The 19,640-nt window shown below is 68.4% G+C and carries 21 protein-coding genes, 2 pseudogenes and 1 riboswitch; of the genes and pseudogenes, 20 read left to right on the forward strand and 3 right to left on the reverse strand.

The genetic code is table 11. The features are described from left to right. A partial coding sequence (locus AC50X6_RS17990; RefSeq protein WP_494967517.1) for a DUF222 domain-containing protein occupies positions 1-664 on the reverse strand: 664 nt, incomplete at its 3' end. A gap of 179 nt (positions 665-843) precedes the next feature. Further along, positions 844-942: pseudogene (locus AC50X6_RS17995) on the reverse strand (DUF2071 domain-containing protein); the annotation flags it as partial. Positions 943-1,096: 154 nt separating this feature from the next. Here AC50X6_RS17995 and def point away from each other — a divergent pair. The 13 genes from def to hisF all read left to right on the forward strand — a co-directional run bounded on the left by def (position 1,097) and on the right by hisF (position 12,440). Next, positions 1,097-1,684, forward strand: coding sequence for a peptide deformylase (def, locus tag AC50X6_RS18000; RefSeq protein ID WP_494967518.1), 588 nt, complete (start codon positions 1,097-1,099; stop codon positions 1,682-1,684). Continuing rightward, positions 1,681-2,601, forward strand: a complete 921-nt coding sequence (fmt, locus tag AC50X6_RS18005; protein ID WP_494967519.1) for a methionyl-tRNA formyltransferase — start codon at positions 1,681-1,683, stop codon at positions 2,599-2,601. The genes def and fmt overlap by 4 nt, the downstream gene beginning before the upstream one ends. Then, positions 2,598-4,154 (forward strand): RsmB/NOP family class I SAM-dependent RNA methyltransferase, encoded by a 1,557-nt coding sequence (locus tag AC50X6_RS18010; RefSeq protein ID WP_494967520.1) that lies wholly within the window; start codon positions 2,598-2,600, stop codon positions 4,152-4,154. Before fmt ends, AC50X6_RS18010 begins: the two co-directional genes overlap by 4 nt. Before the next feature lie 51 nt (positions 4,155-4,205). Continuing rightward, positions 4,206-4,862, forward strand: a complete 657-nt coding sequence (gene rpe / locus AC50X6_RS18015; protein WP_494967521.1) for a ribulose-phosphate 3-epimerase — start codon at positions 4,206-4,208, stop codon at positions 4,860-4,862. Positions 4,863-5,443: 581 nt separating this feature from the next. Continuing rightward, a riboswitch (FMN riboswitch) is annotated at positions 5,444-5,594 on the forward strand. 95 nt (positions 5,595-5,689) lie between these two features. Next, on the forward strand, positions 5,690-6,391 hold the full coding sequence (pnuC, locus tag AC50X6_RS18020) for a nicotinamide riboside transporter PnuC (protein ID WP_494967522.1): 702 nt from the start codon (positions 5,690-5,692) through the stop codon (positions 6,389-6,391). Between the two features lie 56 nt (positions 6,392-6,447). Next, on the forward strand, positions 6,448-7,545 hold the full coding sequence (ribD, locus tag AC50X6_RS18025; protein WP_494967539.1) for a bifunctional diaminohydroxyphosphoribosylaminopyrimidine deaminase/5-amino-6-(5-phosphoribosylamino)uracil reductase RibD: 1,098 nt from the start codon (positions 6,448-6,450) through the stop codon (positions 7,543-7,545). Then, positions 7,545-8,195 carry a riboflavin synthase gene (locus tag AC50X6_RS18030; RefSeq protein ID WP_494967523.1) on the forward strand — a complete coding sequence of 217 codons (651 nt, stop codon included), beginning with the start codon at positions 7,545-7,547 and terminating at the stop codon, positions 8,193-8,195. The genes ribD and AC50X6_RS18030 overlap by 1 nt, the downstream gene beginning before the upstream one ends. Positions 8,196-8,239: 44 nt before the next feature. Next, positions 8,240-8,932: a 3,4-dihydroxy-2-butanone-4-phosphate synthase gene (gene ribB / locus AC50X6_RS18035; protein WP_494967540.1), complete on the forward strand. Its 693-nt coding sequence runs from the start codon at positions 8,240-8,242 to the stop codon at positions 8,930-8,932. A gap of 13 nt (positions 8,933-8,945) precedes the next feature. After that, the gene (gene ribA / locus AC50X6_RS18040; protein ID WP_494967524.1) at positions 8,946-9,641 is read left to right on the forward strand and encodes a GTP cyclohydrolase II; all 696 of its coding nucleotides are present in this window, start codon (positions 8,946-8,948) and stop codon (positions 9,639-9,641) included. 68 nt (positions 9,642-9,709) lie between these two features. After that, positions 9,710-10,195, forward strand: coding sequence for a 6,7-dimethyl-8-ribityllumazine synthase (gene ribH / locus AC50X6_RS18045; protein WP_494967525.1), 486 nt, complete (start codon positions 9,710-9,712; stop codon positions 10,193-10,195). Between the two features lie 132 nt (positions 10,196-10,327). Beyond that, positions 10,328-10,591: a phosphoribosyl-ATP diphosphatase gene (locus AC50X6_RS18050; protein WP_024367461.1), complete on the forward strand. Its 264-nt coding sequence runs from the start codon at positions 10,328-10,330 to the stop codon at positions 10,589-10,591. Positions 10,592-10,726: 135 nt separating this feature from the next. Further along, positions 10,727-11,569: an ATP phosphoribosyltransferase gene (hisG, locus tag AC50X6_RS18055; RefSeq protein WP_326967930.1), complete on the forward strand. Its 843-nt coding sequence runs from the start codon at positions 10,727-10,729 to the stop codon at positions 11,567-11,569. A gap of 94 nt (positions 11,570-11,663) precedes the next feature. Then, a complete protein-coding gene (gene hisF / locus AC50X6_RS18060; RefSeq protein WP_494967526.1) occupies positions 11,664-12,440 on the forward strand; it encodes an imidazole glycerol phosphate synthase subunit HisF in 777 nt (258 codons plus the stop codon). 160 nt (positions 12,441-12,600) lie between these two features. Here hisF and AC50X6_RS18065 read toward each other — a convergent pair. Then, a pseudogene (locus AC50X6_RS18065) lies at positions 12,601-13,224 on the reverse strand (TIGR03085 family metal-binding protein); the annotation flags it as partial. A 183-nt stretch (positions 13,225-13,407) separates the two neighbouring features. Here AC50X6_RS18065 and hisI point away from each other — a divergent pair. The 7 genes from hisI (at position 13,408) to trpA (ending at position 19,640) form a co-directional block, all read left to right on the forward strand. Then, a complete protein-coding gene (gene hisI, locus AC50X6_RS18070; protein ID WP_494967527.1) occupies positions 13,408-13,887 on the forward strand; it encodes a phosphoribosyl-AMP cyclohydrolase in 480 nt (159 codons plus the stop codon). 92 nt (positions 13,888-13,979) lie between these two features. Further along, positions 13,980-15,545, forward strand: coding sequence for an anthranilate synthase component I (locus AC50X6_RS18075; RefSeq protein WP_494967528.1), 1,566 nt, complete (start codon positions 13,980-13,982; stop codon positions 15,543-15,545). Then, positions 15,542-16,165: a Trp biosynthesis-associated membrane protein gene (locus AC50X6_RS18080; protein ID WP_494967529.1), complete on the forward strand. Its 624-nt coding sequence runs from the start codon at positions 15,542-15,544 to the stop codon at positions 16,163-16,165. Before AC50X6_RS18075 ends, AC50X6_RS18080 begins: the two co-directional genes overlap by 4 nt. A gap of 102 nt (positions 16,166-16,267) precedes the next feature. Beyond that, positions 16,268-16,555 (forward strand): HGxxPAAW family protein, encoded by a 288-nt coding sequence (locus tag AC50X6_RS18085; protein ID WP_326967925.1) that lies wholly within the window; start codon positions 16,268-16,270, stop codon positions 16,553-16,555. A 2-nt stretch (positions 16,556-16,557) separates the two neighbouring features. Beyond that, a complete protein-coding gene (gene trpC, locus AC50X6_RS18090; RefSeq protein ID WP_494967530.1) occupies positions 16,558-17,376 on the forward strand; it encodes an indole-3-glycerol phosphate synthase TrpC in 819 nt (272 codons plus the stop codon). Positions 17,377-17,469: 93 nt separating this feature from the next. Beyond that, on the forward strand, positions 17,470-18,810 hold the full coding sequence (gene trpB, locus AC50X6_RS18095; protein ID WP_494967531.1) for a tryptophan synthase subunit beta: 1,341 nt from the start codon (positions 17,470-17,472) through the stop codon (positions 18,808-18,810). Then, positions 18,807-19,640, forward strand: a complete 834-nt coding sequence (gene trpA, locus AC50X6_RS18100; RefSeq protein ID WP_494967532.1) for a tryptophan synthase subunit alpha — start codon at positions 18,807-18,809, stop codon at positions 19,638-19,640. The genes trpB and trpA overlap by 4 nt, the downstream gene beginning before the upstream one ends.

The following is a 19,640-nucleotide window of genomic DNA, read 5'->3' on the forward strand; positions in this document are numbered from 1 at the left end:
GGGCGTGCTCCATCCGGGCCGCGGCCGCGGCGTTGCAGGTGTGCCGGACACGGTCCAGGGCCACGGCGATGATGGTCCCGGCCCGGGATGCGATTTCTCCGGCGGCGACGGCGGAGCCGAGTTCCTGGCGCGCGGGAGGCAGTTGCTGGCCGGTTAGTCCCTGCCGGGGCAGGAGGCTCTCCGCGAGGCAGAGCCGGCGGCGTGCCTCGGATGCGCTGATCCGCAGCCGCGCCCGGAGGAACTCGGTGGTGTTCCGGTAGCCGTCGTCCTGCCCGCCGGGGCCGGCAATGTCGCCGGCGAAGTCGCCGGCACGGTCGGCGGCGGCGGGGGTGTCGCGCCAGCCGGTGGTCCACGATGTGGTGCTCTTCACCGCGGTGGCGGGCTGCTTACGGGTCCGGTCCACGGCGGCGGCTGCCACGAGTTGGAGATACTCCACGGTCCGGGAGAGCTCTTCCACCTGCCCGGCGAAGTCCGCCGCAGTCCGGAATCCCCAGCCCCCCGCGTCGGCCACCGCCGTCGAAGCGACATCCCGGAGCACCGCAAGGGCGCTGTCCACGCCGGGCCGTTGGTCCAGGGATGCGCCACGGAGCCCGCCCCGGACCCCGGCCCGGGCTGGGCCCGGATCCGTGTCCTGGAAAGGAATGAATTCCCCGACGGTTTCCATAACTTCACATTACTAAGGGGGTCCGACACGAAACCGACTCCGTGCTCGACGGGCATCTCCGGCGCCAGATCACCCGACCCGGTCGAACAAAATCAGGACCCGCCGCCCAGGCAAAACAGATTCAGGACCCGCCGACCCGGCAAAACAGATTCAGGACCCGCCGACCCGGTCGAACAAAATCAGGACCCGCCGCCCAGCACCCGCGGCCGGCCAAACTGCGCGCGCACTCCAGGCGAGAACAACACCGACTCGGGCGGCCCCGCGACAGTAATGCCGGCTCGTTCAGGCCCCCGAGTAGTCGCGGTGGAGCGTGCTGCCGCCTACGTCAGTGCCCAGCACACGGAAGCCGAGCCGCCGCGCTGAATCCGAAATGGGCTGGTGCAACTAAACTGGTTGGATCCCGTCGCCGCCCACCGTAAGGACAGATTGCACATGGCCATTTTGAATATCCGCATCATCGGGGATCCTGTGCTGCGCACAGTTGCAGATCCCGTGACGGAGTTCGGGCCTGAGCTGGCGAAGCTCGTAGCCGACATGACCGAGACCATGGAGGACGTCGAGGGCGCAGGCCTGGCCGCACCTCAGGTCGGCGTCAGCCAGCGCGTTTTCACCTACCGCATCGGCGGCGTCCAGGGACACATCATCAACCCGGTTCTCGAAAACAGCGAGGATCTCCAGCCGGACGAGGTGGAGGGCTGCCTCTCCATTCCAGGCCTTGGTTTCCCGGTCCGACGGCACCGGCACACCCGGGTCACGGGCGTCGACGTGCACGGCAACCCCATCAGCATCGAGGGGGAGGGCATGCTGGCCCGCTGCTTCCAGCACGAGACCGACCACCTCGACGGCATTCTCTTCACCGACCGGCTCGAAGGCGAGGACCGGAAGAGCGCCCTGCGCGCCATCCGGAACGCCAGCTACGGCGCCGTCACAGAGCAGACGACGGCGAAGCGCGCCAAGACCGTCGGCTCCAGTTTCGGTGGCCCCGGCGTCGGCGCAGGTCCTTTCGGAAACAGCCAGTGAGGGTTCTCTTCGCGGGGACGCCGGCCGTCGCCGTGCCGTCCCTGGACGCTCTCATCGACGCCGGGTTCAACGTCGTCGCCGTCCTGACCCGGCCCGACGCGCTGCTCGGCCGTAAACGTGTCCTGACGCCGTCGCCCGTTGCCGCCAGGGCCGCGGAACTGGGCATTAGGATCATCCACGCCTCAAAGGTCGACGCCGCGGTGACTGCGCAGATTGCCGGCGTCGCCCCCGACGTCGCCGCGATCGTGGCCTATGGCGGGCTCATCCCCAGGGCTGCCCTCGACATTCCACCCCATGGCTGGATCAATCTGCACTTCTCGCTGCTGCCGGCCTGGCGCGGAGCGGCTCCCGTACAGCGGGCGCTCATCGCCGGCGACGACGTCACCGGCGCCGTCACCTTCCTGCTTGAGGAAGGGCTGGACACCGGCCCCGTGTTCGGCACCCTGACCGAAGCGGTCCGCCCTGGCGACTCCGCTGGCTCACTGCTCGAGCGGCTGGCCTCCAGCGGCGCCGTCCTGCTCACCCAGACGCTTTCTGCCGTCGACGCCGGCCAGGCCGCCGCGGTGCCGCAGCAGGGCGACGTCAGCCTCGCCCCCAAACTCACCCTCGAGGACGGCCGGCTCGATTGGCGCCAGCCGGCCCTCGCGATCGGGCGGCGGGCGCGCGGAGTTACTCCCGAGCCCGGTGCGTGGACCACCGCGGACAGTCAGCGGATCAAACTGGAGCCGGTGCTGCTCCGGCCCGAGGCCGGGGCCCTGCAGCCCGGCCGGCTGGCCCTGGACGGCAAGAGCGTCCTGGTGGGAACCGGTTCGCACCCGGTGGAACTCACCCGTATCCAGCCCTCGGGCAAAAAAATGATGACCGCCGCTGATTGGGCGCGCGGACAGGCAACACTTGAAAGCGTGGTATTCGAATGAGCGAGTCCGGGACTAGCGGCAGCGGCAGGGGCCCCCAGCGCGGGGGCGCAGGATCCGGCAGCCAGCGGAACGCACAGGGCAGGGAGCGCAACCGCGGTCCGCAGCGCGGTTTCACCGACAACGCACCCTCACAGCGCACCCGCCGGGCGGATCCTGCCCGGCTCGTGGCCTTCGAGGTGCTGCGTGCCGTGTCCTCCGAGGACGCCTACGCCAACCTCGTGCTGCCCGCCCGGATCCGGCACCACGGCCTGGACAAAAGGGATGCCGGCTTCGCCACCGAACTCAGCTACGGTGCCCTGCGAAGCCAGGGCACCTACGACGCGATCCTGGCCCGTTGCGTGGACCGGCCGCTGGTAGAGCTGGATCCGGCCATTCTCGACGCCCTCCGGATCGGCGTCCACCAGCTGGTGGCCATGCGAGTCCCGGCCCACGCCGCCCTGGACCAGACCGTGGGCCTCGCCCGCGCCGTCATCGGCGCCGGGCCCTCGGCGCTCATCAACGCCGTGCTCCGCAAAGTCTCGGCGCACACCCTCGAAGAGTGGCTGGAGCTCTTGCTCAGCGATGAGTCGGACGAAACCAAAAAAGCCGCCATCCGCTACGCCCACCCGGAATGGATTGTCCGGGCGCTCAGGCAGTCGCTCGTAGCCCACGGCCGTCCGGTCAGCGACATCAGTGACCTCCTCGAGGCTGACAATGCCGCACCGGTGGTCAACCTCGTGGCGCTGCCCGGTTTGGGCAGCCTCGACGAGGCCCTCGACGGCGGTGCCACGCCCGGGGAACTCGTGGAAGGCTCTGCGCTCTCCAGCGGCGGGGACCTGGGCCGGCTCGCCTCGGTGCGCGAAGGCACCACTCGGGTGCAGGACGTCGGCTCGCAGCTGGTCGCCCGCGCCATGGCCGCCGTCGATCTTGGGACCGGCGGCTCCGGCTTCGCCGGGACGGGCACTGAAGAGTCGGGAGAACGCTGGCTCGATCTGTGCGCCGGCCCCGGTGGCAAGGCCGCGCTCCTCGCTGCCTTAGCCCGCCAGCAGGGCGCTACGCTGCTCGCCAACGAACCCGCACCGCACCGTGCGAAGCTGGTCCGGCAGGCCCTGGCCGCGGTGCCGCATGAGGTCTGGCACGTACGGACCGGCGACGGCCGCGAGGTTGGCGCCGAAATGGCGGAAAGCTTTGACCGCGTCCTGGTCGACGCGCCCTGCACCGGCCTCGGTGCGCTGCGCCGGCGCCCCGAATCACGCTGGCGGCGCACGCCCAAGGACCTCACGGACCTCGGCCCGCTGCAGCGCGAGCTGCTGAAGTCTGCGCTGGACGCCGTCAAGCCGGGCGGCGTCGTGGCGTATGTGACGTGCTCGCCTCACCCGGCGGAGACGACCGCCGTCGTGAGTGATGTACTGCGCAAACGCGACGACCTGGAACTGCTCGACGCCGGCGCGGCACTGGACGCCGTCAGCCTCACCGGCCACCTCGAAGCCGGACACGAACTCACCGCCCAGCTCTGGCCGCATGTGCACCGGACGGACGCCATGTTCCTGGCGCTCATTCACAAGAAGGCCTGATTTCAGCGAGACTGGGGCACTGACAGCTACCTACGAACGAGAAGGAAATCCATGGCCGAGTGCTGCATCAACCCGAGCATCCTTTCCGCTGACTTCGCCAATCTTGAGGCCGAACTTCGCCGCATCAGCAATGCCGATGCGGTGCACGTGGACGTCATGGACAACCACTTCGTGCCCAACCTGACGATCGGGCTGCCCGTGGTGCAGCGCATCCAGGCCGTTAGCCCGGTGCCGCTGGACGCCCACCTGATGATCGCCGACGCGGACCGCTGGGCTCCGGCCTTCGCCGATGCCGGGGTGGCCTCCGTGACGTTCCACGCCGAAGCCTCGATCGCTCCGATTAAACTGGCGCGGGAACTGCGGGCACGCGGCGCCAAGGCAGGGCTGGCGCTGCGTCCGGGCACCCCCGTGGAGCCGTACCTGGACATGCTCCAGGAACTGGATCTCCTGCTGATCATGACCGTGGAGCCGGGCTTCGGCGGGCAGTCCTTCCTGGACCTGACGCTTCCCAAGATCCGGCGGGCGCGTGCGGCCATTGACGGTTCCGGCGTCGGGGTGGCGCTGCAGGTCGACGGCGGTATCACCGAGGAGACGATCGTGCGTGCCGCGGAAGCGGGAGCGAACGTCTTTGTGGCGGGGTCCGCCGTCTACGGTGCCGCGGATCCGGCCCAGGCCATCGAACGGCTGCGGGCGGCCGGGAGCCGCTGACCCCGGAAGCCGCAGGTCGGGTCCCGCCGCCGGGCAGCACTGCTCCCGCCGCGCATTGGGCCGAGGCACGTTGACGATGCGGGTTTTTGCTGGTGACGCGCTGGTTTCCGTTCGACGCAGGTATTCGGGCATCGTCGGGCGTTTAGCGCCGCGCAGGCTCGTTGCCGTGTCGTGGACCTGACACGTGTCACCTGTCGCCAGTCACCACACGCCGCGCATTGGGCCGAGGCACGTGACGATGCGGGTTTTTGCTGGTGACGCGCTGGTTTCCGCTCGACGCCGGTATTCGGGCATCGTCCGGCGTTTAGCGCAGCGCAGGCTCGTTGCCGTGTCGTGGACCTGACCGGGGCCGCCAGTCAGCACTGCTCCCGCCGCGCGCCAGGCACCAGTCGCCGCACGAGTAGTGAGTGGGGCCCGACGCCGCAAATCGCCTCTCGCGCGGTGGCCCGGGTGCCCGGCCCGGCCGGGGCCGGTAGCCCCCTGCGCTGCGTAGCCATGCATTGCAGGTGACGCACTGCGAACCCTCCTGCCGGCGGGAATAGCCCGGGCTGGCCTTCAGTTGTGTCAGAATAACAACACACATACGTGCTCCGGGGTCGGTGTAAGTCCGAACCGGCGGTTATAGTCCGCGACCCGCGAGCCGGCGTTTTCCTTCGGGAAGAAGCCGGCGGACGGTTGAACCGGTGGAACTCCGGTACCGACAGTTAAAGTCTGGATGAGAGAAGCACGTACAGCTGTTACTGCGGCGAGCCATTGGCGCCGCGGCATTGCGCTGTCGTATACCCCCGGAGCCATCGCGGTTCTTGAGGAAGGAACGACACACAGGCATGGACCTCTTGCGATGGCTCTTCGAAGCGCAGATTCCAGTAGGCGGATCTGTCCTGATTCTTCGTGAAGTGCTAGGCAACATTTTTGGCCTCATCAGCGCCTTCGGCGGCATGCGCCGCCGGGTCTGGGCCTGGCCCGTCGGCATCGCCGGCAATCTACTGCTACTGACGGTGTTTTTGGGCAACGTTTTCGGCTCCGCCACGCCCGCGACGCTGTGGGGCCAGGCCGGACGCCAGGCCATGTTCATCGGCGTCGCCCTCTACGGCTGGCACCGTTGGCAGCAGGGCCGGCAGTCCGCCGGCGGCGGCGGGGTAGCCGTCGCGCCGCGCTGGGCCAGTAACAAGACCCGGATCATCCTGGCTCTGAGCCTCGTGGCCGGGACTGCCGCATTGACGCCGCTTTTCGACTCGCTGGGTTCGTATCCGCCGGTCTGGGCAGACGCCTGGACGTTCATGGGATCGCTGCTGGCGACTTACGGCATGGCCCGGGGATGGACCGAATTCTGGCTCGTCTGGGTGGCGGTGGACATTGTCGGTGTGCCGCTGCTGTTCAGTGCGGGCTACTACGCCAGTGCCGTCATGTACCTGTTCTACGGTTTTTTCACGCTCACCGGGTTCTTCGTCTGGTGGCGCGCCTCGAAGGTGGCGGCCAACCCGGTCACGGTCGAAACCGCTTTCCCGGACCCGCTGGTGGCCAAGTGAGCGCCCACGACAGCTCCCACGACGGAACCGGCTTCGGCGCGGCCGAGGCGACCGCGATGGACGCCGCCCTCGCAGCGGCTGTGGCCGGGCCGCGGGGCGCAAACCCGCTGGTCGGCGCCGTCGTCATCGCCGCCGACGGAACCCGGCTGGTCACCGGCTACCACCGCGGCGCCGGTACCGCCCATGCTGAGGCCGATGCGATCGCCCAGGCGAAAGCCGCCGGCCACGACCTCACCGGCACCACCATGATGGTCACCCTCGAGCCCTGCAACCACTGCGGACGCACGGGTCCGTGCGCCCAGGCGATCATCGACGCCGGAATTGCCGACGTCGTCTACGCGGTTGACGATCCGCACGACCCGGCCGCCGGCGGTGCCGCCACGCTGCGGGCCGCGGGTGTCCGCGTCCGTTCCGGGCTCAGTGCCGTTGCGGCGCTGGAGCTGAACCGGCGCTGGTTCGACGCCGTCGCGGCCAAACGCCCTTTTGTCACCCTGCATATCGCGCAGACCCTAGACAGCCGGATCGCAGCGAGCGACGGCACCAGCCAATGGATCTCCAGCCCAGAATCCCTCGCTGACAACCACGCCCTGCGCGGCCGGATCGATGCCATTCTGGTGGGTACCCAGACGGTGCTCGTGGACAACCCGCGGCTCACTGCCCGGAATGCCGACGGCGGGCCGGCCGGCAAGCAGCCGTTGCGCGCCGTGATGGGCTACCGCGGGATTCCGGCAGGCGCCGCGATCAACGGCGACGACGGCAAGGTGCTCCACCTGCGGACCCGCGACCCGTTTGAGGCACTCGACATCCTGTTCGCGGCTGGCGTGCGCCACCTTATGGTCGAAGGAGGTTCCCGGATACTGAGCGCTTTCCTCGCCGTCGGCCTCGTCGACGAACTCATTGTCTACCTTGCTCCGACACTCCTCGGCTCCGGGACCCCGGCCCTTGAGGACCTCGGCATCACCACCCTGGCCGACGCCCAGCACTGGGAATGGGACCCCGCTTCCGGCGGGGCCGTCCAGCAACTCGGCCGCGATCTGCGGCTGCACCTTCGGCCCGCGCAGTCGACAGCGTCGCCGCCGGCCGGCGCCGCCACCACGTTATCCGATTCAACCCCGCACCGCACCGGCGCGGACACCGCCGCAGGAGGCCACTGATGTTCACCGGAATAATCGCCGAGCAGGGGAAGGTGCTGTCCGTTGAGCGCGACGGCGAGATCAGCGCCACCGTGCGGGTCCACGGGCCCGGAACTACCGAAGGGCTGGCGCTGGGCGGCTCCATCGCCGTCAACGGTGTCTGCCTTACGGCTACGGAGATCGACGGCAGGGACTTCAGCGTCGACGTTATGGGTGAGACTCTGATCCGCAGCACCATCGGCGAACTCGCCGCGGGCGATGCGGTCAACCTGGAGCGCTGCGTTCCGGCCGGCGGCCGGCTCGACGGGCACGTTGTCCAGGGCCACGTCGACGGCGTCGGCCAACTGCTGGAGCGCGCCGCGCTCGGCAACTGGGACCGGCTGCGCTTCGGCGTTCCGGCCGGGTTGGCACGGTATGTTGCCGAGAAGGGCTCCATCGCCGTCGACGGCGTTTCCCTCACCGTCACAGCGGTGAGCCCGGCAGCGGAGCCCGCGCCGTGGTTCGAGGTTGGACTGATCCCCACCACGCTCGCCGACACGGGACTGGGCGCGAAATCGATCGGGAGCCGGGTCAATCTCGAAGTCGATGTACTGGCGAAGTACACTGAGCGCCTGCTCTCATTTTCGGGAGCGGCCGGGGGAGCAGCACGGGCGAAGGGGGCGACAGCGTGAACAACGTCAAGGACATCCACGCCGACCTTTCCGCCCGGCAGCCCATTCGCATTGGGGCCGCCGCGCCGGCAGGCCTCGCCGCGCCGATCATCCCGCCGGCCGGGCTCGATCTCATCGAAGACGCCATCCGCGCCATCGCCGCCGGACGCCCCGTCCTGGTGGTCGACAACGAGGACCGCGAAAACGAAGGCGACATCGTCTTCGCAGCGCAGCACGCCACCCCTGCCCTGATGGGCTGGACCGTGCGCTACAGCTCCGGCGTGATCTGCATGCCGCTCGACTCCCTCCGCGCCGACGCCCTCGCGCTTCCGCCGATGGTGGAAATCAATGAAGACGCCAAGGGCACCGCCTACACGGTGTCCTGCGACGCCGCAGTGGGCATCAGCACCGGGATCTCGGCCACGGACCGGGCCCTGACGGCCAGGATCCTGGCCGATCCGGGGAGCAGACCGGCGGACCTGACGCGTCCCGGGCATGTTTTTCCGCTCCGCGCCGTTAAGGGAGGAGTGCGGGAACGTCCCGGCCACACCGAAGCGGCCGTGGAACTTTGCCGGCTGGCCGGGCTCGAGCCCGTGGGCGTGATCGCAGAGCTGGTGTACGACAACGGAGAAATGATGCGGCTGGACGGACTTCGCAGCTTCGCCCTCGAGCATGGTTGCCCCCTGATCTCGATTGCGGATCTGGTGGCTTACCTCGAGGCGGGACGGCCGGCCGGCCTCGCAGCGGATCCCGTGTGATGGAGGAGAAACGATGACGACGTCTGAAGCCCGGGAAGAACTGAGGGACCGCCGGCCGCATCCGGTCAGCGCCGGCCCCATCGTCCAGCTGCCCACGGCGTTTGGCGACTTCGTGGCGCAGGCCTGGACCGATCTGGAAACCGGGGCCGAGCACCTTGCGGTCAGTTCGCCGCTGTCTCCGGTCGACGGCACGGCGCCGCTGGTCCGCCTGCATTCGGAGTGCCTTACCGGGGACGTGTTCGGCTCCTACCGCTGCGACTGCGGTGAACAGCTGGCCTATGCACTCGAGATGATCAACGAGTTCGGTGGCACCCTGCTGTACCTGCGCGGCCAGGAAGGCCGGGGAATCGGCCTGGCAAACAAGATCAAGGCTTACGCCCTGCAGGAAGCAGGCTTCGACACCGTGGAGGCCAACGAGCAGTTGGGCCTGCCGGTGGATGCGCGCTGCTACAACGCCGCCGCCCAGATCCTCGCCGAAATGGGCCTCCACGAGATCCGGCTGTTGAGCAATAACCCGGACAAACAGGACCGGCTGGCCCGGGCCGGGGTCAGCATCGTGGAGATGGTGCCCACCGAGGTCCCGTCCCGCCAGCAGAACATCCGCTACCTGCAGACTAAGAAGGACCGGATGGACCACCGGTTGGTCCTGGACATGCAGCCGGCCCTGCCGGTTGCGGGCCCGCGCGGTTTCGAACACGAACAAGACTGACCCGACCACCAGATCAGGCGCTGCAGGAACATCAGCAGCCGCAGACCTAACCGAACAAGGATTCCCAGATGAGCGGACACGGCGCCCCCCAGATTGACCTCAGCACCTTCAATCCGGAGGAAACCTCCCGGCTGAAGCTGGCCATCGTGGCCGCCAGCTGGCACACCCAGATCATGGACGGGCTATTGGGCGGCGCCCTCCGTGCCGCGACGGACGCCGGCATCAGCGAACCGACGGTGCTGCGCGTTCCGGGCACCTTCGAGCTTCCCGTCGCCGCGGCCCGGCTGGCACCGCACTTTGACGCCGTCGTGGCGCTCGGCGTCGTGATCCGCGGCGGAACCCCGCACTTCGAATACGTCTGCGAGGCTGCGACCCTGGGCCTGACCGAGGTTTCGGTGCGCACCGGCGTCCCGGTCGGGTTCGGCGTGCTGACGTGCGACACCGAGCAGCAGGGCATCGACCGGGCCGGGCTGCCGGGGTCCAAGGAAGACAAGGGCCATGAGGCCGTCACCGCCGCCCTCGCCACCGCGGTGACGCTCCGGCAGTTCAGCTAGCGGTCAGCGGCCCGGCTGTGCCGTGAAAACACCACAGCCGGCGTTCCGGGTCCTGTGCAATCGCTCACATCCCCGCCGTCATGGAAGGGCGCGGCAGCCGCCGCCCGGCCACGAGCAAGTAGGCTGGAGGGCGTGAAGAATTTCGAGTCGCTGTTCGCAGAGCTGAGTGAGAAGGCCGCCGTCCGTCCTGAGGGCTCGCGCACCGTCGCCGAACTGGATTCCGGAGTCCACGGCATCGGCAAGAAAGTCGTGGAGGAAGCAGCCGAGGTCTGGATGGCTGCCGAGTACGAATCAGATGAAGCCGCCGCCGAAGAAATCTCGCAGCTGCTCTATCACCTGCAGGTCCTGATGCTCGCCAAAGGACTCAGCCTGGAAGACGTCTACAAGCATCTCTAGCCACGTCCGCACCGGATCCGGCCCGAACTTGTTCGCGAAGATTCGTTGTATTGCGTGGCCTGCTGTGCCTGAACCGGCCGTCCTTGAACTGGCCGTTCCTGAACGGACTCCGTCCTGACCAAGAAAGACTTCCCCATGCTGAGAGTTGCCGTCCCGAATAAGGGATCCCTGTCCGAAGCCGCTTCCGCCATGCTCGCAGAGGCCGGCTACCGTCAGCGCCGCGACACCCGTGAGCTCGTGATGGTGGACCCGGACAACGACATTGAATTCTTCTTCCTCCGTCCGCGCGACATCGCCGTCTACGTCGGCCAGGGCACGCTCGACGTCGGCATCACCGGACGCGACCTGCTCCTGGACGCCGAGGTTGAGGCCGAAGAACTGCTCCAGCTGGGCTTCGCCGCCTCCACCTTCCGCTTCGCCGGCCCGGTCGGCGACTTTGCCACGGTGGAACAGCTCGAGGGCAAACGCCTCGCCACCAGCTACGACGGACTGCTCCGCGGCTACCTCGCCGAGCGTGGCATCAAGGCCAAGGTGGTCCGCCTCGACGGCGCCGTCGAATCCTCCGTGCGCCTTGGCGTCGCGGACGCGATCGCCGACGTCGTCGAAACCGGCAACACGCTCAAGGCTGCCGGCATGGAGATCTTCGGCCAGCCGATCCTGCGTTCCGAAGCCGTGTTGATCGGCCGCCGGGGCGAGCGGAACCCGGCCGCCGAGGTCCTGATCCGCCGCCTCCAGGGCGTTCTCGTGGCCCGGCAGTATGTGCTGATGGACTACGACATCCGCAAGGAGCTCGTTGACTCAGCTTCCGCGCTGACCCCCGGCCTGGAATCGCCCACGATTTCGCCGCTGCGCGATTCGGACTGGGTTGCCGTCCGCTCGATGGTGCCCAAGAAGCAGACCAACCGGATCATGGATGAGCTCTATGACCTGGGCGCCCGCGCCATCCTGGTCAGCACCATCCACGCCTGCCGCATCTGATCCCGCCGCGTCCGTGCGTGAAGAGTCCCTGCGTGAAGAGTCCCTGCTTGAAGTCCCCGAAGGAATTTCCCGTGAACGAAGCCCAGGAGAAGTCATGACTGTAGCCGTCCGCGTCATCCCTTGCCTGGACGTCGATGCCGGCCGCGTGGTCAAGGGCATCAATTTCGAAGGGCTCCGCGATGCCGGGGATCCGGTGGAGCTGGCGCACCGTTACGATAACGGCGGCGCCGATGAGCTGACCTTCCTCGATGTCACCGCGTCCTCGGGCAACCGGGAGACCACGTTCGACGTCGTCCGCCGCACCGCCGAGGAAGTCTTTATCCCGCTGACCGTGGGCGGCGGCGTCCGCGGTGTGGCCGAGGTGGACAAACTCCTGCGCTGCGGCGCGGACAAGGCGGCCATCAACACGGCCGCCGTTGCCCGCCCCTATGTGATCGACGAGATCACCCGGCACTTCGGCTCGCAGGTCCTTGTGCTGTCGCTCGATGCGCGGCGCACCCGTCCGGGCTCGCAGCCCACGGCCTCGGGCTTCGAGGTCACCACCCACGGCGGACGCCAGGGGACCGGGATCGACGCGATTGCCTGGGCCCGCGAGGCGGCCGACCGCGGGGTGGGCGAAATCCTGCTCAACTCAATCGACGCCGACGGCACCAAGGATGGCTTCGACCTGGAGCTGATCCGGCTGGCGCGGGCCGGCGTCAAGGTTCCGCTCATCGCCTCCGGCGGTGCCGGCAGGCCGGAGCACTTCCCGCCGGCTGTGGCGGCAGGCGCGGACGCGGTGCTCGCCGCCTCGGTTTTCCACTTCGGCCCGCTCGACATGATCGCCCAGGTCAAGGCAGCGATCCGCGAAGCAGGCTTCGAAGTCCGCTGACCCACCCGCTTGAAAGCAACGCGGGGTCACATAGCGCCCATCCCGGAGGGAATTATGGGCGCTATGTGACCCCGCGTTGCTGTGTTCCGGGGGAGGGGGAGGGGAGGGGGCCGGGATGGGTGGCGGGTGTCCTAGAGCCCGACCTCGGCGGACTGCAGGNCTGCAGGAGGGCGACGGCGTCCGGCTGGCCTTCGAAGGTCACCAGTGCGTGGCGGGTCCGTCCGTGGGCGTGCATCAGCAGTTCGCCCGGCTCGCCCACAATGGCCACGGACACGGGAGCACGCTTGGCGACGTGCCGGGGCCCGGAGGGGCGCACCAGCACTATCCCGAGGTCCACGCCGCGGTACAGGATGGCGGCGCGCTTGACCAGTTCGTCCCACAGGGCGTCCGAGTATGCCGCATCGAGGGCCCGCGGTGCCCAGCGGTCGCCGGCGCGCCGGACGTCCTCGGTGTGTACAAAATACTCGATCAGGTTGGCGCTTTCGTCCAGGGCTTTGATCCTCATCGGGGAAAACGCGGCAGGGCCGGCGCGGAAGGAGCCGACCAGTTTGTTGTACGCTTCCGGCGTCGTGAGCTTGGCTGCCAGTTGGGCCGTCGCCTGGTCGGAGGCCTTGGCGAGGCGCTTGATCATCAGTCCCAGTCCGACGGCGGCTTTTCGCTCGCGCAGGTACAGATGGGCAGCAAGGTCCCTGGTGCGCCACCCCTTGCAGAGCGTGGGGGAGTCAGGGCCGGCCGCAAGCAGGGTTTCGGCCAGAACTTCTCGGGACGGATCGACGAAATGCATCACTTGTGAAACTAGCACGAGACGGCGGCGCGTGGGCACCTGAACCGCCGTCGTGTTGGCCGTCCGTCGGCATTTCTCCGAGTTGCGCGCGCCGACGCCGGGCCGGTGATGCGCCGACGGCGGAGGGACTTTGAGTGCTGCCGCGGGGGGACTGGGCCCGCCCGAGGCACTAGACTTAACTCGATGTCTGAGCAGCCCGCCCCCGCCCTTTCCCCTGGACTTGCCAATGGGCCGGTCAATGCACCGGTCCATGCACCCGACCATGCACCCGGACATGGAGCCGCCCCCGGTTCTGCAGCGACCGTGAGCCCCCTCCCGGCCGCTCTCGCGGGAGCCCTCAAGCGTGACAGTGCCGGCCTGGTGGCCGCGATCGTCCAGCAGTTCGATACCGATGAAGTGCTGATGCTCGGCTGGATGGACGACGAGGCACTCTACCGCACCATGACCAGCGGCCGCGTGACCTTCTACTCACGCTCCCGCCAGGAATATTGGCGCAAGGGAGACACCTCCGGCCACGTGCAATGGGTTAAGTCCCTCGCGATGGACTGCGACGGCGACGCGCTGTTGGTTCGCGTCGACCAGATCGGTGCCGCGTGCCACACCGGAACCCGGACCTGCTTCGACGGACGCGATCTCGACGTCGTCACCGGCCAGGCCAGCTGAGCCGGCGCCGCCAGGCACCAGCCGGGGCCGCCGGAAGAAACCCCCCACCCAGACGTTCAGGACCACCAAAAGAACAGGCGGAAATTACAGCCATGCAGGACCTTGGAATCATCAGCCCGGGCCTGGCGGAGTTCCGTGAACTCGCAGGCCACAGCCGTGTCATCCCCGTCCGGCTGAAGGTGCTGGCTGACGCGGAAACACCCATCGGCCTGTACCGCAAGCTCGCCCAGGGCCAGCCCGGCACCTTCCTGATGGAATCCGCGGCAGTCGGCGGCTCCTGGTCCCGCTACTCCTTCATCGGCGCCCGCTCCCGGGCCACACTGACCACCAAGGACGGCCAGGCGCACTGGCTCGGCGAACCGCCGGTCGGCGTTCCGCTGGGCGGCAGCCCGGTCGACGCCGTCCGTGACACCATCGAGGCCCTCCGCACGGACCGCTTCGACGGCCTTCCGCCCTTCACCTCCGGCCTCGTCGGCTTCCTCGGCTGGGAGACCGTCCGCCACTGGGAAAAACTCACCAGCCCGCCGGAAGATGATCTCGTCCTGCCCGAGATGGCGCTGAACCTGGTCACCGACATGGCGGTGCACGACAACATGGACGGCACCGTGCTGCTGATCGCCAACGCCATCAACTTCGACAACAGCCCCGAACGAGTCGACGACGCCTGGCACGACGCCGTCGCCCGGGTCAAGGCACTGCTGGCCAAGGTCAGCGCCCCCGTGGAGCAGCCGGTTTCCGTGCTGGACGCCGCTGCCCTGGACTTCGCCTCCAGCGTGCAGGAACGCTGGGACGAGGCGGACTATCTGGCAGCCCTGGACCGGAGCAAGGAGGCGATCGTCGACGGCGAGGTCTTCCAGGTGGTCATCTCCCGCCGCTTCGAAATGGACTGCGGCGCGGACCCGCTGGACGTCTACCGGGTGCTGCGGAACACCAACCCCAGCCCGTACATGTACATTTTCAGCCTCGAGGACGCCGCCGGCCGGCAGTACTCGATCGTCGGTTCCTCCCCGGAGGCGCTGGTCACGGTGACGGGCGAGGAAGTCATCACCCACCCCATCGCCGGCTCCCGGCCGCGCGGCAGGACCGTCGAGGCGGACAAGGCCCTGGCCGTGGAACTGCTCGCGGACGAGAAGGAACGCGCCGAGCACCTCATGCTGGTGGATCTCTCGCGCAACGACCTCTCGAAGGTCTGCGTGGCCGGCACCGTCGACGTCACCCAGTTCATGGAGGTGGAGCGCTTCAGCCACATCATGCACCTCGTCTCCACGGTGGTGGGCACGCTCGCCCCGGCGGCCAAAGCCTACGACGTCCTGAAGGCCACTTTCCCCGCCGGAACGCTCTCCGGCGCCCCCAAGCCGCGGGCGCTGCGCCTGCTTGATGAACTGGAACCCCACCGCCGCGGGATCTACGGCGGCGTGGTGGGCTACCTCGACTTCGCCGGGGACATGGATATGGCCATCGCCATCCGCTCCGCCCTGCTGCGGGAAGGTCGCGCCTACGTGCAGGCCGGCGGCGGGATCGTGGCCGACTCGGTCAACGCCACCGAGGCGATGGAGACCGTTAACAAGGCGGCGGCCCCGATGCGCGCCGTCCACACCGCCCGGTCATTGCGGAACATCACAGCTGATTCCATTTCCGACGCCGGGACGCTGTCATGAGCGGCACCACAGTCACAACCAGCAGTCCCGCTGTTCCGCGCTGGGCCAGGAAATCCACCCTGGTCCTGGTCATCGTCGCCCTGGCGCTGGCCGTCTTCGGCACCACCACCCAGACCTGGCTGACGGTCCTTCTCGACCCCGCCCAACTGGGCCAGGCGGTCACCAGCCGGGACGGACTGCAGGTCCAGGGCAGCAAAGCCGCCACCACGGTCACGGCCCTCGCCCTCGTCGCTCTCGCCGGCGGGCTCGCAGCCTCGATTGCCGGACGGATGGCGCGCTGGATCATCACCGCGATCATCCTGCTGGCCGCCGCCGGAATTGTCGGCGCGGCCGCGATTGTGCTGGGGGACCCGCAGGCTGCGGCCCAGGGGTCCGTCGCCGCCGCCACCGGGATCACCGGCAGTAACGCCCAGGTGGGCGTCACCGTGTTCCCGGCACTCGCCGTCGTGATCGGTTCCCTGCTGGGGCTCAGTGCGCTGGCGATCGTCCCGGCGGGACGCTACTGGAGGGCCCGGACAAAATATGACACCGCCGCCGCCGGCACCGCGGTTTCACCGGCCGGGCCGTCGGACGAGATCGACAGCTGGGACCGGCTGTCACGCGGCGATGATCCCACCTGAGCGGATGCCGCGGGCGCGCCCAGTGGCGCGCCCAGCAACGCGGCCAACGACACCGTCAAAAAATGGCAGAATGTAAGCAGTATTAATCCTGAGGAGATTTCAATGAGCAAAGCCACTGTTTCCGCACCCAAGCCCGCGGCCGGAACGGGCGTCTACGACGGCGTCGACCACAGCGAACCCACCGGCCACGGCAACAGCCCCGCCGCCTGGACCACCGTGCTGATCATGCTCCTCGGTGCCCTCATTATGTCCATCGCTTTTGTCATCGCCAACACCCCGATCTTCATCGCCGGCGGCGTCGTCATGGTCATCGGCCTGCTGGTCGGCTTCGGCATGCGCAAGGTCGGCTTCGGCGTGGGCGGCAGCAAGCTGAAGAACTCCGGCCACTAAGGGTGAGCGTTCTCGATGACATCAACGCCGGTGTCAGGGAGGATATGGAGGACCGGCAGCGCCTCGTCACGCTCGCGGAACTGAAGGAACGCGCTGCCTCGGCCGCTGCCGCGCGCGATGCCTGGGCCGCCCTGGGCGGCGACTCGGAACCGCACAACCAGCTCAAAGTGATCGCCGAAATCAAGCGGCGCAGCCCCTCCAAAGGCGATCTCGCCAGCATCGCCGATCCGGCCTTGCTCGCCGTGCAGTACGCCGACGGCGGCGCGGCAGCGATCAGCGTCCTGACCGAACAGCGCCGCTTCAACGGCTCGCTCGCCGACTTCGACGCCGTCCGGGCAGCCGTGGACATCCCGCTGCTGCGCAAGGATTTCATGATCGACGAGTACCAGATCTGGGAGGCCCGGGCGCACGGCGCCGACCTGATCCTGCTGATCGTGGCGTCCCTGTCCGACGCGCAGCTGCGCGAGTTCAGCGCCCTCAGCCGCGAACTTGGCATGAACGTGCTGGTCGAGACGCACACCGCGGGCGAAATCGAGCGCGCCGTCGCCGCGGGGGCGCGGATCATCGGCGTCAACGTGCGCAACCTGAAGACGCTCGACGTCGACCGTTCCGTCTTCGCCGAACTTGCCGGGGGCATCCCCGCCGGCGCGCTCGTCATCGCCGAATCGGGCGTGCGGGGCGTCGACGACGTCCGGCACTACGCCGCGAACGGCGCCAACGCTGTCCTCGTGGGCGAAGCCCTGGTCAGTGACGCGGCCCCGCGGGAGCGGATCGCGGAATTCATGACCGCCGGGGCCGAAGAAATCGCTGCACGTTCGTGACCCGCGACGGGCGGGGCACCCCCGGCCGGACGCAGGCAGTGCATCAGTGCGGTACCCGGATCTAACTAGCAGTGGAACAGGATGGTGAGACCGATGGTCGATGCGCCAGCAGCCGGCTCAGATGACAGCGCCGTGGACGCGTTCCTTCAGGGTGGAGAATCCCTGCGGCACGCCCCCGGACCCTACTTCGGCTCCTATGGCGGCCGATGGATGCCCGAGTCGCTCATCGCGGCCCTGGACGAGCTCGAGGACACTTTCGAGAAGGCGAAGGCCGATCCGGAGTTCATCGCGCAGATCGCCGAGCTGAACAAGAACTACTCGGGCCGTCCCTCGCTGCTGACCGAGGCCAAGCGCTTCGCCCGTCACGCGGGGGGAGTCCGGATCTTCCTCAAGCGCGAGGACCTCAACCACACCGGCTCGCACAAGATCAACAACGTGCTGGGCCAGGCGCTCCTCGCCAAGCGCATGGGCAAAACCCGCGTCATCGCCGAGACCGGCGCCGGCCAGCACGGTGTTGCCAGCGCCACGGCCGCCGCGCTGATGGGCCTGGAATGCGTGGTGTACATGGGCGCCGAGGATTGCCGCCGGCAGTCCCTCAACGTCGCCCGGATGGAGCTCCTCGGAGCCACCGTCATCCCGGTGACCAACGGTTCCCAGACCCTCAAAGACGCCATCAATGAGGCGCTCCGCGACTGGGTCGCCAACGTGGACAGCACCCACTACCTGCTGGGCACCGCCGCCGGCGCCCACCCCTTCCCTGCCATGGTGCGCTACTTCCACGAGGTCATCGGTGAAGAGGCCCGCGCCCAGATCCTGGCCCAGACCGGCCGCCTGCCGGACGCCGTTGTCGCCTGCATCGGCGGCGGCTCCAACGCGATCGGCATCTTCCACGGCTTCCTGGACGATCCGTCGGTGAAGATCTACGGCTTCGAGGCCGGCGGCGACGGCGTTGAAACCGGACGCCACGCGGCCACTATCACCCTGGGGAAACCCGGCGTGCTGCACGGCGCCCGCTCCTACCTCATGCAGGACGACGACGGCCAGACCGTCGAATCACACTCCATCTCGGCGGGCCTGGACTACCCCGGGGTCGGCCCGGAGCACTCCTACCTCGCGGACATCGGCCGGGTCAGCTACGAGCCCATCACGGACAGTGAGGCCATGGAAGCGTTCCGGCTGCTCTGCCGCACTGAGGGCATCATCCCGGCCATCGAGTCCGCGCACGCCCTCGCCGGCGCCATCAAGGTGGGCCTGCGGCTCGCCGCCGAGGGGGCCGCCGCAGACCCGGCCGCCGGCAACGTGTCGGACAGGATCGTGCTGGTAAACCTGTCCGGCCGCGGCGACAAGGACGTGGCTACCGCCGCGGAATGGTTCGACCTGCTGGATACGGACTCACCCGAGCACCAGATCGCGAAAGAGGGGGAGCAGCTGTGAGCGGCGTCCAATCGACGGGCCGCAGGGGCACCCCCGGCGCCAGCAAATCGGCAGCAGCCATTGACCGTGCCAAAGCGCAGGGCCGAGCGGCCCTGATCGGTTACCTGCCGGCCGGCTACCCGAGCGTCGAGGCGACCATCGCGGCCGGCATCGCCCTGGCTGAGAATGGCGCCGACCTGATCGAGATCGGCATCCCGTATTCCGATCCGGTGATGGACGGCCACGTTATCCAGGCTGCCACCAACGAGGCCCTCGCCAAAGGCTTCCACGTCCGCCAGGTGTTCGACGTCGTCCGCGGCATCACCAGCAAGACCGACGCCGCCGTCCTCGTGATGACCTACTGGAACCCCGTGGTCCGGATGGGCGTGGACGACTTCTCCCGCCAGCTGGCCGAAGCCGGGGGAGCCGGGCTCATCACCCCGGACCTCATTCCCGACGAAGCCGCCGAATGGATGGCTGCGTCGGACAAGTACGGCCTGGACCGGGTGTTCCTCGTGGCCCCCTCGTCCTCGCCGGAACGGATGAAGCGCACCGTCGAGGCGAGCCGCGGCTTCGTCTACGCCGTCTCGATCATGGGCGTCACCGGCGCCCGCACCTCGGTCAGCTCCGCTGCCAGGGAGGTCGTGGCCGCCGCGCATTCGGCGGGCGCTGAACGCGTCTGCGTCGGGCTGGGCGTGTCCAACGCGGACCAGGTCCGCGAGATCGCGGCCTATGCCGACGGCGTGATTGTTGGCACGGCGCTGGTGGTGGCCATCGGCGACGGCGGCGTGGATGCGGTAGCGTCCTTGACGAAAGACCTCAGCACCGGCCTCACCAAGGAAGAAGCTTAA

It is taken from the genome of Pseudarthrobacter sp. HLT1-7 (genome assembly GCF_059383435.1).

Bases quoted from the DNA above. Each gene is read 5' to 3' on its own strand.
- def (WP_494967518.1), top strand. From the start codon at position 1,097: ATGGCCATTTTGAATATCCGCATCATCGGGGATCCTGTGCTGCGCACA.
- AC50X6_RS18010 (WP_494967520.1), top strand. From the start codon at position 2,598: ATGAGCGAGTCCGGGACTAGCGGCAGCGGCAGGGGCCCCCAGCGCGGG.
- rpe (WP_494967521.1), top strand. From the start codon at position 4,206: ATGGCCGAGTGCTGCATCAACCCGAGCATCCTTTCCGCTGACTTCGCC.
- pnuC (WP_494967522.1), top strand. From the start codon at position 5,690: ATGGACCTCTTGCGATGGCTCTTCGAAGCGCAGATTCCAGTAGGCGGA.
- ribD (WP_494967539.1), top strand. From the start codon at position 6,448: ATGGACGCCGCCCTCGCAGCGGCTGTGGCCGGGCCGCGGGGCGCAAAC.
- AC50X6_RS18030 (WP_494967523.1), top strand. From the start codon at position 7,545: ATGTTCACCGGAATAATCGCCGAGCAGGGGAAGGTGCTGTCCGTTGAG.
- ribA (WP_494967524.1), top strand. From the start codon at position 8,946: ATGACGACGTCTGAAGCCCGGGAAGAACTGAGGGACCGCCGGCCGCAT.
- ribH (WP_494967525.1), top strand. From the start codon at position 9,710: ATGAGCGGACACGGCGCCCCCCAGATTGACCTCAGCACCTTCAATCCG.
- hisG (WP_326967930.1), top strand. From the start codon at position 10,727: ATGCTGAGAGTTGCCGTCCCGAATAAGGGATCCCTGTCCGAAGCCGCT.
- hisF (WP_494967526.1), top strand. From the start codon at position 11,664: ATGACTGTAGCCGTCCGCGTCATCCCTTGCCTGGACGTCGATGCCGGC.
- hisI (WP_494967527.1), top strand. From the start codon at position 13,408: ATGTCTGAGCAGCCCGCCCCCGCCCTTTCCCCTGGACTTGCCAATGGG.
- AC50X6_RS18075 (WP_494967528.1), top strand. From the start codon at position 13,980: ATGCAGGACCTTGGAATCATCAGCCCGGGCCTGGCGGAGTTCCGTGAA.
- AC50X6_RS18080 (WP_494967529.1), top strand. From the start codon at position 15,542: ATGAGCGGCACCACAGTCACAACCAGCAGTCCCGCTGTTCCGCGCTGG.
- AC50X6_RS18085 (WP_326967925.1), top strand. From the start codon at position 16,268: ATGAGCAAAGCCACTGTTTCCGCACCCAAGCCCGCGGCCGGAACGGGC.
- trpB (WP_494967531.1), top strand. From the start codon at position 17,470: ATGGTCGATGCGCCAGCAGCCGGCTCAGATGACAGCGCCGTGGACGCG.